The following is a 13,124-nucleotide window of genomic DNA, read 5'->3' on the forward strand; positions in this document are numbered from 1 at the left end:
TTTTTACTTAAACCATCCTTTTTTATAAAACCAGGCCATCATTCCGCCGCCAATTAGTGCCATAATAAGTAGACAAATAAAATAACTATATTGTCCACCAAGCTCTGGCATATGCGTAAAGTTCATTCCATATACTCCCGCAATAAATGTTAATGGCATGAAAATAGTCGAGAATACAGTTAATGTTTTCATAATGTTATTCATATGATGTGAGTTTAATGAAAAATAACTATCCCGAATATCTGCTGTTAACTCTCGGCTTGCCTCAATCATTTCTGTTAGTTTAAGCAAATGATCATGTATATCTTTAAAGTAAATTTCATGATCGCTTATACCGTAAAAACGAGTCGAATTTAAAATACGATATAATAAATCACGCATCGGAATAATTGTACGCCTTAGCTTTGATAAATCTGCACGTATATCAAATACCTCTTCTAATACACTTCCTGCTGTCTCCCCCGTTAAATTATCATCAATTGCATTTAAATGATCCTCAATGTAATATACAGGCGCAAAATAGTCATCTACAATTTGGTCGATAATTGTATGAGCTACGTGTAAAGGACTATTTTTAATACGCTTCTTTTCTCCAAGTGTTTTCCATACTCTTTCGATTGCATTGTTATGAGAAAAGTGGAAAGAAACAATATAACGATCACTAATAAATAAATCGATTTCGTGCGGTTCTAGTCCATCTTCCCCAAATGCATGAAGAACTAAAAAGTTATATCCATCATAAAAATCAACTTTTGGCCTCTGTACATATTCTATACAGTCTTCAATTGCAAGGGGATGGAACTTAAAATGGTCTTGCAGAATATATGTATACTCTTCTTTCGTTGGCTTATATAAATCTAGCCAATACCATACAATATGGTCTTTCTTTGTTTCTTCTAGCGAAACATCATATAATACTTCATCTGTTTTTGTTACTGCACAAATTCTAATCATAATTTCACCCATTATTATTATAAACAAAAAATAGTAAAAAAAGCCAAGGAGAAATCTCCTCAGCTTTTTTTATTACTTCGTTACGATACTGTGTACTAAAGTTGGTGCATCTACATGTTCTTTAGAAATCTTCATGTTCTCATAAATTTTCGCTTTTACATCTTCAACATTTTCGCGGTTTGCGTAAATTGTAACAAGGGATTCACCTTGCTTCACGCTATCGCCTACTTTTTTGCGCAGCATTAGACCAACTGCTAAATCAATTTCAGACTCTTTCGTTGCACGTCCTGCTCCTAAAAGCATTGCTGCTGTTCCGATTTCGTCTGCAACGATTTCTGATACATATCCGTCTTCTTTCGCTTCCACTTCAATTTTAAATTGTGCTTGTGGCAATTTAGAAGGATCATCAACAACAGATGCGTCGCCGCCTTGAGCTGATAAGAACGTTTTAAATGATTCTAGCGCTTTTCCGTTGTTCATTACTTCAATTAGCTTTTCACGTGCATCTTCTAAAGATGAAGCTTGTCCAGCAAGGTACACCATTTGACTTCCAAGTGTTAAACATAACTCTTCTAAATCTTTCGGCCCTTTACCTTGTAATGTATCAATTGCTTCTTGTACTTCTAGTGCGTTACCAATAGCTTCACCAAGTGGTTGACTCATATCCGAAATAACTGCCATCGTGTTACGACCAACGTTATTACCGATACGTACCATTGCTTCTGCTAAACGTTTTGCATCTTCATCCGTTTTCATAAATGCACCTGCTCCAGTTTTTACATCAAGAACAATTGCATCTGCACCAGCAGCAATTTTTTTACTCATAATCGAACTTGCAATAAGCGGAATTGAGTTTACTGTTGCTGTTACATCACGAAGTGCATATAACTTTTTATCAGCAGGTGTTAAGTTACCACTTTGGCCGATAACTGCGATTTTGTTTTCATTTACAAGACGCATGAATTCATCGTTTTCAATTTCCACATGGAATCCTGGGACTGCTTCTAATTTATCAATTGTACCACCAGTATGTCCTAAACCGCGTCCAGACATTTTCGCTACTGGTACATCTAAAGCAGCTACTAATGGACCTAATACAAGTGTCGTTGTATCACCAACACCACCTGTTGAATGCTTATCTACTTTTACACCTTCAATAGCCGATAAGTCGATTGTATCACCGCTATTTACCATTGCCATCGTTAAATCAGCACGCTCTTGATCGTTCATATCTTGGAAGAAAATTGCCATTGCAAGTGAACTTACTTGATAATCAGGAATATCACCATTTGTATATCCTTCAACAATAAAGTTAATTTCTTCTGTCGTTAATGCATGTCCGTCACGTTTTTTTGCAATTAGGTCCACCATTCTCATTGTGAGGTCACCCCTTCATTTGTTTTACGATTGCTTTTACTAATGCTAAGAAGTTCGCTTTAACACGTTCTGTCGTTTCAATTACTTCATCGTGGTGAAGTGGCTGATCTAAAATACCAGCTGCCATATTTGAAATACAAGAAATACCTAATACTTTCATACCAGCATGACGCGCTACAATTACTTCAGGTACTGTTGACATACCAACTGCATCTCCGCCAAGTGTACGAAGCATACGAATTTCAGCAGGTGTTTCATATACAGGACCTGTCATTCCTACGTATACACCTTCTTGTACTTTAATATTTAAGTCTGCTGCAACTTGTTTCGCCATTTCGCGAAGTTCTACCGTATATGACGTAGACATATCAGGGAAACGTACGCCCATTTCAGAATCATTTGGTCCGATTAATGGATTCGTACCCATGAAGTTAATGTGGTCTGAGATTAACATAAGATCGCCTGGCTCAAATGATGTATTTACACCACCAGCTGCGTTTGTTACAACAACTGTTTCTACACCTAGTTCTTTCATAACACGAACTGGGAATGTTACTTTTTGCATGTCGTATCCTTCATAGAAGTGGAAACGTCCTTGCATTGCTACTACTGTTACACCTTGAAGTGTACCGAATACTAGTTGACCTGCATGGCCTTCTACAGTTGATACTGGGAACTCAGGGATTTCACTGTAAGGTACTGTTACTGCGTTCTCAATTTCGTCTGCTAATACACCTAGTCCTGATCCAAGGATTAGTCCTACTTGTGGTGTCTCTTGAAATTTCTCTTTTAAGTATGAAGCTGATTTTGTAATAAGTTCACGATTCATTTGTTTATCCCCCTATTTCTTTAGCTCGTTTAAGAAGCTTGTTCCGTATTCTGGCATTTTCACACCGAAGTTTTCTGCTACTGTTGCACCAATATCAGCAAATGTTTGACGAAGTGGTAACTCTTGTCCGCCTTCTTTCATGCTTGGGCTATATGCTAATAATGGTACATATTCACGTGTATGGTCAGTACCAGGATGAATTGGATCATTACCGTGGTCTGCTGTAATTAGTAATAAATCATCTTCTTTTAGTTTTGCGAATACTTCTGGAAGACGTGCATCATATTCTTGCAGAGCTTCTCCGTATCCTTGTGGATCACGGCGGTGGCCGAATAATGCATCAAAGTCAACTAAGTTTAAGAAGCTAAGACCTGTAAAGTCCATATTTAATGTATCTACAAGCTTATCCATTCCATCCATGTTAGACTTCGTACGAAGTGATTCCGTTACCCCTTCGCCATCATAAATATCAGAGATTTTACCGATAGCAATTACATCGTAGTCACTATCTTTTAATTCATTCATTACTGTACGGCCGAATGGTTTTAGTGCATAGTCATGACGGTTTGGTGTACGTGTAAAGTTTCCAGGTTCACCAACGAATGGACGAGCAATAACACGACCTACCATGTATTTCTCATCTAATGTTAATTCACGTGCAATTTTACAGATTTTATATAACTCATCAAGTGGCACTACTTCTTCGTGTGCTGCAATTTGTAATACGCTATCAGCAGAAGTATAAACGATTAAAGAGCCTGTTTCCATTTGCTCTTGACCAAGTTCATCAAGAATCTCAGTTCCTGAAGCTGGCTTATTACCGATAATTTTACGGCCTGTTTTTTCTTCTAATTCATCAAGTAATTCTTTCGGGAATCCTTCCGGGAACACTTGGAATGGTGTATCAATGTAAAGGCCCATGATTTCCCAGTGACCTGTCATTGTATCTTTACCAGTAGATTTCTCTTGCATTTTTGTGTAATATCCAAGTGGTTTCTCTACTTTAGAGATACCTTTCATTTCTCGAATGTTACCAAGACCTAATTTCACCATGTTAGGCATTTGTAACCCATTCATATGTTCAGCAATGTGACCAATTGTGTCAGATCCTAAATCACCAAATTGCTCAGCATCTGGTGCTTCACCGATTCCCACAGAGTCCATTACGACTAGGAATATACGTTTATATTTATTCATAACTGCGACCTCCTATAAGTTCAGTTCTACTTCTTGTAGTATGTTCAAAACGCTATAAAGTGAAACTGTTATCCAAAAGAATTCTCATTGTCAAACAGTACTTCTTTAAATCATTTTCTAACCTATTTCGTTTACTTGAAACGATTCAAAAACATTTCTAGTTTTTTCTAAGTCAGATGTCAGACATCTGATACTGATATCATAACATGTTTACGCTTTCTTTTTAATACATTTTCGTAGAATTTCTCATTTTCTTCACACTTCTATTGTAATCCATTCTGCAACGAAGTGCTAATTTTTTTATGATTTATTTCTTCATATTAAAAATAAAAAGTAGCTCTAAAGAGCTACTTTTTATTTTACTTCTATTGTTTCTTCTTTATGTTCATGCAATTCGCCTTTTCTTACATGTACTTTCACTTTGTAAGCACCGTTCTCTTTGAAAGTATGTTTTGTTTCATACTCTCCTTTATTCCCTTCTTTCGCTGGAATAAATTCGTGTTTTTCAACACCATCTTTCCAAATCTCTAGTTGTACTTCAGCACCAGTTAGGGCTTCTTCTTTTTGTTTTAAATGAACTTTCATTGTAGATTCAGCATTTGCCTTTATGTCTCCAGCCATAAGATGGATCATTGTGTCACTTTTATGATCTCCATGTCCTGCACTGTGATCACTATTTTCTTTTTTTGCATCTTCTACTTTCGCATTTCCTACAGCAACTTTTACTTCTGGCATAACGTGCATTTCACGTGCATTTGTGTGAGCGATAATATGGTATACTCCATCCGTTTCGAATGTTTTCTCTACTGCATAAACACCTTTTCCTTTATGCTTACCATCTAACATCTCGTGTTTTTCGTCGCCATCTTTCCAAATTTCAAACTTTACATCATCGGCATCCGTTACTTTTTCTTTCCCTTGTGTAACAAGTGCTTGTACTTCTGTTTTTTCACCTGGTTTAATTTCTTTCGGATTTGTTTGTACTGCTACTTTTACAGCTTCAAGTTTCTGTTCTTTTTTCGGTTCTTCTTTGTTTGTATTACAGCCAGCCAACGCTAGCATCGCGATAAATAAAGTTATAATCAGTTTTTTCATCATCATTTCCTCCTTTATACTTTATTTAGTATAGAGGAAATACATTGTAATATTCCAGTCTTCTGCTGAAAACAATATACGAAATGTTTGTGAAGTTTCTGTGAAACGCTCTTCCCCTCTTAATCTATGAAAAAAAGAGCATAGTAACTATGCTCTCGGATGAAACTGTTTATATACATCTTTTAATCTAGTTTTTGAAACGTGCGTATAGATTTGCGTCGTTGAAATATCTGCATGTCCAAGCATTTCTTGTACAGCACGTAAATCTGCTCCATTTTCTAATAAGTGCGTAGCAAACGAATGACGCAACGTATGAGGTGTAAGCTCTTTTTCAATATTTGCTTCTTTCGCTAATCGTTTTAATATTTTCCAAAATCCTTGTCTTGATAATCGATTACCATGATGGTTTAAAAAGAGTGCATCTACTACTTTTTTCCCCATTAATTCTCTTCTTCCTTTTTCAATATACTTTTGAATCGCTTCCGTTGCTAAACTTCCTAGTGGAATAATTCTTTCTTTATTCCCTTTCCCTATGCAACGAACAAATCCCATTGTTAAATGTACATCCTCTAAATTGAGTGCAATCAATTCTGAAACACGAAGTCCTGTCGCATACAGTAACTCTAGCATCGCCTTATCACGAATCCCAAAAGCACTTGTCATTTTTGGTGTTTGAAGTAACGCCTCTACTTCATCAACTGATAATACTTTTGGTAATTTCCGTTCCCCTTGTGGCGTTTCAATATGTACGGATGGGTCGTGTTCTACCGCTCGTTCACGAAGTAAAAATTGGTGGAACGAACGAATTGATGCGATATGACGCGCCAATGTTTTCGAAGATTTTCCGTTCTCTTTTAAATACTGCAAAAAGTTAACAATGTGTAAACGGGTCACTTCATGAAAAGTTTTCGTCTGTTCCACATTTTGCAAATACTTTACGTAGCTTTTTAAATCCCGTTCATAAGATACTACTGTATTCTTTGCTAATCCTTTTTCGACAACCATATAATGAATAAAATCTTTTAATTGATCTTCCACTCTACACTACTCCCCATTTTCATAGAAAAACATCATTCTATTTACGAAAGCATCCTTTGCCGGTTCTTCATTCCCTGATACTTTTTCTACAGTCTCTTCTTTAGGTTTTTCATAACGATGATAGCTTTCATATTCTTCATTTATCCATAGTATAGCGAAATAAAACAAAATCGTACAACTTGTAAATAATAAAAATACTTTTATTCCATCAAAAGTTAATTTTAAAGCTCGGCGCATTGTAAATTCCTCCAAAATATAAGTTATTACAACATATGCCAAGCTTTCACCAATTTATACCTTATTCAAATAAAAAACCTCTTCCTAGATAAATAGGAAAAGGTTATTTTTCATCCGTTTCATTTTCTTGACAATTTTTACAAATCCCATGGAATGTTAAACGATGATCTTTCACCTTAAAGCTCCAGTCTCGTTCTACTTTCCTTTCCACTTCACCAAGTAAATCTTCTTGTATTTCTTGTACAGCACCACATTGTGTACAAATCAAATGATGGTGGAAACGCTGCGCACCTTCTTGGCGTAAGTCATAGCGTGAAACACCGTCTCCGAAGTTAATCTTATCGACAACTTTTAACTCAGATAATAGTTCTAAAGTTCGATAGACGGTTGCTAATCCGATCTCTGGCGACTTTTCTTTTACAAGGAGGTAAACATCTTCTGCGCTTAAATGATCTTCTTCATTTTCTAGCAGCACACGAACTGTTGCTTCACGTTGCGGTGTTAATTTGTAGCTCGCTGCATGTAATTGCTTCTTAATTCGTTCAATTCTTTCTTCCATTCGGTACTACTCCCTCCTCGCCACTCTTACACCATTATATCAGAAGAAGGGCTTCTGTCAAAAGAAAAAACAATAAAAACAAATTGATAATTATTCTCAAAAAGTATTTATTTTTTATTAATAGCCTCAACGACTTCTTTCATTAAAACTGGTGATGCGTAAGCCTCCACACTAGAAGCAAGTGCTAACACTACTCCAATTACAAGAAAGAAGCATGTATAACGGATTAATAATGGTAATAGTGGCTCGGTTATTTTTCTAATAAATTGATGCCTAATCATCCGTAAAGAAAAACTTGCAGCAATAGTTGTCATAACGAGAAAGACTGGAATGATAATTAAATTTTGTGGCAAAACAGATACAAATGCTAATAATAGTCCATTCCATCCATGCTGACTTACTAAAAAACCAACTGTAAATCCAACGACAACTCCTTTTACAAATAATAAAATAAAAATAAGTGGTAATCCAATAATTGAAATCCCTAAAATCCAAATAAACCCGATGTATTTTAATTGCGAAAAGTAACTTTCTCGAAACATTTCGCCCGCAATAGCAAATTCTCCTTTAGAGACTTGTCCAAAAAAACGTTGTAAATAAAATGATAAATCTTGTTTTTGATTGATTTGTAAACTATTCACCAGAATGGCTCCGAATATTACTCCCATCAATAATAAAACGGCGTTAAATATATATAATGAAGAGTTTTCCTGTATGTGAGACATTACACGGTCTTGCCAATTTTTTCGCCACATTTTTCTTCCCTCCGTTCACACTCTTATTAAAAATGTATGAAAGAAAGAAAAAAGTATGACGAATTAACATTGAAATTCCGCTCTACTTTGCTAAACTAAAAAGTAGAAAATAGGAGGGATTTCTCTTGAAACCATTATTATTAGATTTTCCAACATTATTTCAAACTGAACGCTTGCAAGTTCGTAAACCATTTCCAGGTGATGGTGCAGAAGTATATGAAGCAATCCAAGCTTCTCTAGAAGACTTAGTACCGTGGATACCAATTAACGCTGAAACAGAAGAGAGTGCTGAAGAAATTGTTCGCGAAGCTCACGGACAGTTTTTACTTCGTGAAACACTTGATTTTCACTTATACGATAAAGTATCTGGTACATTCATCGGAGCAATTACACTAAAGCCTGAAAACTGGGATATTCCAAAGTTTTCACTTCACTTCTGGCTACATAGTGCCTATACAAAACAAGGCTATATGACCGAAGCTGTTAAAGGTGCAATTCAGTTCGCCTTTGATAAACTAGGCGCTAGAAGAATTGAAATTCGTACTGATGCAACAAATATAAATGCATGTAGCTTAGCAGAACGTCTAGAATTCATTCTAGAAGGTACAATGGAAAATGATTTCCTAGCACCAGATGGTAGCTTACGTGATGCACGTGTATATGCAAAAATCAATTAAAAAACACTCGCCTTTGGCGAGTGTTTATTTTTGTAGTTGTAAATATTGTACTGCAAACATCGTCTTCGCATCATGAATACGAAGATCTTTCATAAGAGTAATCGCTTCTTCTAACGATACTTCCATTAATTCCACAAACTCATCTTCATCTAACTCAGCTTTATTTTCTTTTTTTGTCAAACCTGTCGCTTTATATACATATAAAATTTCATCTGCGAATCCTGGAGATGTATAGAAAGAAGTAATGAGCTCCATATTTTCACATACATATCCTGTTTCCTCTTCTAATTCACGAACTGCTGTTACTTCAGGTTTTTCACCAGGTTCTAACTTGCCAGCCGGAATTTCTATAATCGCTTTTTCAAGTGCTTTACGATACTGCTCAACAAGCACAATTTTCCCCTCATCAGTAATAGCAATAATAGCAACTGCACCAGGGTGATTTACAATTTCACGTTTACTCATTGCTCCATTTGGTAATACTACATCATCAACACGAACTTTTATAACTCTACCATCAAAAATCGGCTCAGTTTTTACTGTTCTCTCTGCAAGATTACTCACACTACTTCATCTCCCTGTTCTATTTCCTATTCTTTCCTCATACATTTTACCACATTGAAAGGAGCGTGATAGAAATGAAAGTTTATATTTTACCAAATCGCGTCACTTTAGTCGGAAAAGCATGGCAAATTCGCCATAAGCTAAAGCAATATAGCAAAGAGTATACAACTGTACAAGAGTGGATTACAGCAAATAAAGTGAAACATTAATCATGTTTTTACGGGCAGTTAATGCGCAGCGAAGAGTAAACGTTTGTCAACCTCTTTTCCCTCTCGTACAATAAAGGTAAGGAGGTTGACCTATGAAAAAACGTCAATTAGGAAACTCAGATTTGTTTGTTACAGAAATGGGCCTTGGCTGTATGTCTCTCGGTACATCTGAAACAGAAGCTATGCATATTATCGATGAAGCGATCGATTTAGGAATTAATTTTTTTGATACAGCAGATTTATATGATTACGGATTAAATGAAGAATTTGTTGGAAAAGCCTTGAAGGGAAGAAGAGACCAAATTGTACTTACAACGAAGGTTGGAAATCGTTGGACAGAAGAAAAAAATGGCTGGTCTTGGGATCCTTCTAAAGCTTACATAAAGACTGAAGTAAAGGAAAGTTTACGTAGACTTCAAACTGATTATATTGACCTTTACCAACTTCATGGCGGAACGATTGAAGATCCAATAGATGAAACAATTGAAGCTTTTGAAGAATTGAAAAAGGAAGGTATTATTCGCCATTACGGTATTTCTTCTATACGCCCAAATGTCGTTCGTGAGTATGCAAAACGCTCAAACATCGTTAGTGTACTAATGGAATATAGCCTTTTAAATCGTCGTCCAGAAGAATGGTTCCCCCTTCTGAATGAACACCAAATTAGCGTCATTGCCCGCGGGCCACTTGCAAAAGGAATTTTAACTGACAACAATGCAAGAAAAATAGAAAGAGTAAAGGAAAAGGATTATCTCTCTTATTCTTACGATGAATTACATACAACTCTAGCGAGTGTAAAAGAAACGATTGGAGAACGCTCTTTAACAGGAACAGCTATTCAATATTGCTTACATAATAAGACTGTTGCAGCTGTTATACCTGGTGCAAGCTCGCTTCAACAATTACAGGAAAATATACGAGCTAGCCAACAGTTACCTTTAACGAAAGAAGAATATATACAACTTCAAAAGATTGTTAAATATGACACATATGCTTTGCATCGTTAAAAATATCGAATTACCGATAAATAGAAGACTGTCTCCAGTATTAGGAGACAGTCTTTTTTATAACGTATCATATTTATCAGGATTCGTTCCTACATGTAAATCACGATTCAACGTGTTAATTTGACGTATCTCTTCTTCAGTTAGTGCAAAATCAAAAATAGTAAAGTTTTCTTTAATACGAGATGGTGTAACAGATTTAGGAATTGTAACAATCCCGCTTTGAATATCCCACCTTAATATAACTTGTGCAGGTGTTTTTTCATATTTGTTAGCAATAGCCTGAATGATTGGATGCTGGAATACTTCTCCGCCCCTCATTAACGGACTCCATGCTTCCATTTGAATTTGCTCATCTTGACAATAATTGCGCAACTCAAATTGCGTCAACACCGGATGAAGTTCCACTTGGTTTACCATCGGCTTCACTTTGCAATTTGGTAATAATAGTTCTAAATGATGTTTATGAAAATTAGAAACACCAATCGCGCGCACTTTACCTTCTTCATACAATTTCTCCAAAGCTCGGTACGTATCAACATACTTCCCTCTTACCGGCCAATGTATTAAATATAAATCTACATAGTCCATTTGTAATTTTTTCAAACTCTTTTCAAATGCCTCGAGTGTCTCCTCATATCCTTGATCGTCGTTCCATACTTTTGTTGTAATAAATAGATCTTCTCTTGGAATTCCTGATTCACGTATCGCCTCTCCGACACCGCTTTCATTTTCATATACAGTTGCTGTATCAATCGAACGGTATCCAACTTCTAACGCTGTTTTTACTGCTTGCTTTACTTCGTCTCCTTCTTTCGCTTTATATACGCCTAGACCAATCATCGGCATTTTCACGCCATTATGAAGTGTAGTTGTTGGAATATGCACAGTCGTCTCCCTTTCATTGTTACATTTTTATAAGCCACAACTTTATTTCAACAAGATTCATCCCAAAAGTCAAAACATACGTACAGTTTACATAACACTTTTATATAGCTAAAAAATAACGTGAATTCATTCATTCACGTTATTTTTTCTCCATTCTTTCGCTTTTTCATCCACATTGCGCACAAACTCATTTTTTCCTTCCGTATATAACGCGCCATCATATGTATACTTTTCGGCTAATTCTTTCTTTAAGGTTGCATATGCCTCTGCTTCTTCACAATGAGCCATCATATAATCACGAAATGCTAAATGCCTTACTATCTCTGGATTTCCTTTTTCAAACACGTGTAAATGATACGAACGTTTTTCTTCAGTTCCATGAATATAATATCGGCGTCTTGAAATACCATTTTCCCCTTTTACGATGTAACCAAGCTCTATAAATCGTTCATTCCACCCATCTACTCTTTCGATATTTTCTACTTCCATGATCATATCAATAATAGGTTTAGCTGCCAGTCCAGGAACTGACGTACTTCCAATATGATGAATTTTTACCGTTTCTGGCATCGCTGATTTTAATCTTTTAGCCTCCATTTGAAATTTTTCACTCCAATGGTTTTCATGTGGAACAACGACAATTTTTCTCATTCTAACTCCCCTTTTCTTACAAGCTCGTCAAAAAATGATCAGTGGTATTTCACTGATCATTTTTTATTATTTAAAGTCTTTCCAAGTAAGGTTACTTTCACTTAGCAGTTCTTCAAATGATTTATTCTTTTCACGTTCTTTTTGTTCTTGGCGCTTTCTTTCCAGTTCAGCTGCCTCTTTTTCCTCTTCCCTCACTTGCAACTCTTTCTTCTTACTCTTTAATTGTTGCATGAGTGAATCATTTAATTGATCGCCTAATGTAAGTGTTTCTTTCTTTGGTTGATTCGCTTGTGATTGTCTTTGTCTTTGTATTTGTCTTTGTTTCTTTTTCTTCATGCTACTCACCTTTTACTTTTTTCTCCATTATAGTAGATACACGATGAAATCGACAATAAAAAAGGGTCTTTACTCTATTATTCACTTTTTGTAAATATGTTAATTTTTCGAAAAGACTAAATTTTTGTGTGGCTATAATCCTATGAATCTATTAAAATTATGTCGTATGATGTCAGATTATAAAAAAGGAGAATTATATTATGTGGAAAAAAATTATTCCTGCCGTTGCTGTTTTAAGCACCATTACTTTTTCAAGCGTATTTGCCGCTCCCCCATCTCAGAATCCAGCTGAACAAAACCACTACATAGACGTACAAATGCTTGGTATTAATGATTTCCATGGACAACTAGATACTGTTAAAAAAATCAATAATAAAGAAGCTGGTGGCGCTGATTACTTAGCTACTTATTTAAAAGAACGTAAAAAACAAAACCCTAATACACTTCTCGTACATGCTGGTGATATCGTCGGAGCTAGTCCACCAGTTTCAGCATTATTACAAGATGAACCGACAATTGAATTTTTAAATGACTTAAAATTTGATGTTGGTACAATCGGAAACCATGAATTTGATGAAGGTATTGATGAAATGCAACGCCTCATTTACGGTAGGGTAAGTACCCAGCGCCTTATCATATTTCTATGATAGGTTTCCATGTACTCCCCCCCGAACCGTACGTACTTGTCTCCAAGTATACGGCTCTCCATTTATCAATCCAACTTACCTGAGTGTAAATCTACGTGACATTGATG

16 protein-coding genes and 1 pseudogene are annotated in these 13,124 nt (G+C 35.8%); 4 read left to right on the plus strand and 13 right to left on the minus strand.

The features are described 5' to 3' along the window. Window positions 1-3: 3 nt before the first annotated feature. From corA to spoIIM, 9 genes are all read right to left on the minus strand, one after another. Window positions 4-966 (minus strand): magnesium/cobalt transporter CorA, encoded by a 963-nt coding sequence (gene corA, locus MR169_RS09335; protein WP_002000765.1) that lies wholly within the window; start codon window positions 964-966, stop codon window positions 4-6. Between the two features lie 60 nt (window positions 967-1,026). Further along, window positions 1,027-2,331, minus strand: a complete 1,305-nt coding sequence (locus tag MR169_RS09340; protein ID WP_001243071.1) for a pyrimidine-nucleoside phosphorylase — start codon at window positions 2,329-2,331, stop codon at window positions 1,027-1,029. A 7-nt stretch (window positions 2,332-2,338) separates the two neighbouring features. Continuing rightward, a complete protein-coding gene (locus tag MR169_RS09345) occupies window positions 2,339-3,160 on the minus strand; it encodes a purine-nucleoside phosphorylase (RefSeq protein WP_001078446.1) in 822 nt (273 codons plus the stop codon). Window positions 3,161-3,172: 12 nt separating this feature from the next. Continuing rightward, entirely contained in the window at window positions 3,173-4,357 is a 1,185-nt protein-coding gene (gene deoB / locus MR169_RS09350) for a phosphopentomutase (RefSeq protein ID WP_001046079.1), read from the minus strand. Window positions 4,358-4,711: 354 nt separating this feature from the next. Continuing rightward, window positions 4,712-5,452: a FixH family protein gene (locus tag MR169_RS09355; RefSeq protein WP_000733456.1), complete on the minus strand. Its 741-nt coding sequence runs from the start codon at window positions 5,450-5,452 to the stop codon at window positions 4,712-4,714. A gap of 147 nt (window positions 5,453-5,599) precedes the next feature. After that, entirely contained in the window at window positions 5,600-6,490 is an 891-nt protein-coding gene (gene xerD, locus MR169_RS09360; RefSeq protein WP_000390088.1) for a site-specific tyrosine recombinase XerD, read from the minus strand. A gap of 6 nt (window positions 6,491-6,496) precedes the next feature. After that, window positions 6,497-6,727: a YqzK family protein gene (locus tag MR169_RS09365; RefSeq protein WP_001250432.1), complete on the minus strand. Its 231-nt coding sequence runs from the start codon at window positions 6,725-6,727 to the stop codon at window positions 6,497-6,499. Window positions 6,728-6,830: 103 nt separating this feature from the next. Further along, the gene (gene fur / locus MR169_RS09370) at window positions 6,831-7,286 is read right to left on the minus strand and encodes a ferric iron uptake transcriptional regulator (RefSeq protein ID WP_000392657.1); all 456 of its coding nucleotides are present in this window, start codon (window positions 7,284-7,286) and stop codon (window positions 6,831-6,833) included. 107 nt (window positions 7,287-7,393) lie between these two features. Then, window positions 7,394-8,011 carry a stage II sporulation protein M gene (spoIIM, locus tag MR169_RS09375; protein ID WP_013142149.1) on the minus strand — a complete coding sequence of 206 codons (618 nt, stop codon included), beginning with the start codon at window positions 8,009-8,011 and terminating at the stop codon, window positions 7,394-7,396. A 155-nt stretch (window positions 8,012-8,166) separates the two neighbouring features. On the opposite strand from spoIIM, the gene MR169_RS09380 reads away from it, so the two are divergent. Next, entirely contained in the window at window positions 8,167-8,718 is a 552-nt protein-coding gene (locus MR169_RS09380) for a GNAT family N-acetyltransferase (RefSeq protein WP_000803479.1), read from the plus strand. Window positions 8,719-8,742: 24 nt separating this feature from the next. On the opposite strand, the gene MR169_RS09385 is transcribed toward MR169_RS09380, so the two are convergent. Then, window positions 8,743-9,282, minus strand: coding sequence for an NUDIX hydrolase (locus MR169_RS09385; RefSeq protein ID WP_000067041.1), 540 nt, complete (start codon window positions 9,280-9,282; stop codon window positions 8,743-8,745). 74 nt (window positions 9,283-9,356) lie between these two features. On the opposite strand from MR169_RS09385, the gene mciZ reads away from it, so the two are divergent. Both mciZ and MR169_RS09395 read left to right on the plus strand, forming a co-directional pair. Next, window positions 9,357-9,491 (plus strand): Z-ring formation inhibitor MciZ, encoded by a 135-nt coding sequence (gene mciZ / locus MR169_RS09390; RefSeq protein WP_000870302.1) that lies wholly within the window; start codon window positions 9,357-9,359, stop codon window positions 9,489-9,491. A 92-nt stretch (window positions 9,492-9,583) separates the two neighbouring features. Then, the gene (locus MR169_RS09395; protein ID WP_000747213.1) at window positions 9,584-10,498 is read left to right on the plus strand and encodes an aldo/keto reductase; all 915 of its coding nucleotides are present in this window, start codon (window positions 9,584-9,586) and stop codon (window positions 10,496-10,498) included. A 57-nt stretch (window positions 10,499-10,555) separates the two neighbouring features. Here MR169_RS09395 and MR169_RS09400 read toward each other — a convergent pair whose 3' ends face one another. The 3 genes from MR169_RS09400 to MR169_RS09410 form a co-directional block, all read right to left on the minus strand. Next, a complete protein-coding gene (locus MR169_RS09400; protein ID WP_242319309.1) occupies window positions 10,556-11,383 on the minus strand; it encodes an aldo/keto reductase in 828 nt (275 codons plus the stop codon). 126 nt (window positions 11,384-11,509) lie between these two features. Further along, window positions 11,510-12,034 (minus strand): GrpB family protein, encoded by a 525-nt coding sequence (locus MR169_RS09405; protein WP_016118585.1) that lies wholly within the window; start codon window positions 12,032-12,034, stop codon window positions 11,510-11,512. Window positions 12,035-12,100: 66 nt separating this feature from the next. Beyond that, window positions 12,101-12,370: a YqkE family protein gene (locus MR169_RS09410; RefSeq protein ID WP_242319310.1), complete on the minus strand. Its 270-nt coding sequence runs from the start codon at window positions 12,368-12,370 to the stop codon at window positions 12,101-12,103. 200 nt (window positions 12,371-12,570) lie between these two features. On the opposite strand from MR169_RS09410, the pseudogene MR169_RS09415 reads away from it, so the two are divergent. Next, window positions 12,571-12,981, plus strand: a pseudogene (locus MR169_RS09415) (metallophosphoesterase); the annotation flags it as partial. Window positions 12,982-13,124: the final 143 nt, after the last annotated feature.

It is taken from the genome of Bacillus cereus group sp. BfR-BA-01349 (genome assembly GCF_022663795.1).
GTDB lineage: Bacteria > Bacillota > Bacilli > Bacillales > Bacillaceae_G > Bacillus_A > Bacillus_A cereus.

Bases quoted from the DNA above. Each gene is read 5' to 3' on its own strand.
- corA (WP_002000765.1), bottom strand. From the start codon at position 966: ATGGGTGAAATTATGATTAGAATTTGTGCAGTAACAAAAACAGATGAA.
- MR169_RS09340 (WP_001243071.1), bottom strand. From the start codon at position 2,331: ATGAGAATGGTGGACCTAATTGCAAAAAAACGTGACGGACATGCATTA.
- MR169_RS09345 (WP_001078446.1), bottom strand. From the start codon at position 3,160: ATGAATCGTGAACTTATTACAAAATCAGCTTCATACTTAAAAGAGAAA.
- deoB (WP_001046079.1), bottom strand. From the start codon at position 4,357: ATGAATAAATATAAACGTATATTCCTAGTCGTAATGGACTCTGTGGGA.
- MR169_RS09355 (WP_000733456.1), bottom strand. From the start codon at position 5,452: ATGAAAAAACTGATTATAACTTTATTTATCGCGATGCTAGCGTTGGCT.
- MR169_RS09365 (WP_001250432.1), bottom strand. From the start codon at position 6,727: ATGCGCCGAGCTTTAAAATTAACTTTTGATGGAATAAAAGTATTTTTA.
- fur (WP_000392657.1), bottom strand. From the start codon at position 7,286: ATGGAAGAAAGAATTGAACGAATTAAGAAGCAATTACATGCAGCGAGC.
- spoIIM (WP_013142149.1), bottom strand. From the start codon at position 8,011: ATGTCTCACATACAGGAAAACTCTTCATTATATATATTTAACGCCGTT.
- mciZ (WP_000870302.1), top strand. From the start codon at position 9,357: ATGAAAGTTTATATTTTACCAAATCGCGTCACTTTAGTCGGAAAAGCA.
- MR169_RS09395 (WP_000747213.1), top strand. From the start codon at position 9,584: ATGAAAAAACGTCAATTAGGAAACTCAGATTTGTTTGTTACAGAAATG.
- MR169_RS09405 (WP_016118585.1), bottom strand. From the start codon at position 12,034: ATGAGAAAAATTGTCGTTGTTCCACATGAAAACCATTGGAGTGAAAAA.
- MR169_RS09410 (WP_242319310.1), bottom strand. From the start codon at position 12,370: ATGAAGAAAAAGAAACAAAGACAAATACAAAGACAAAGACAATCACAA.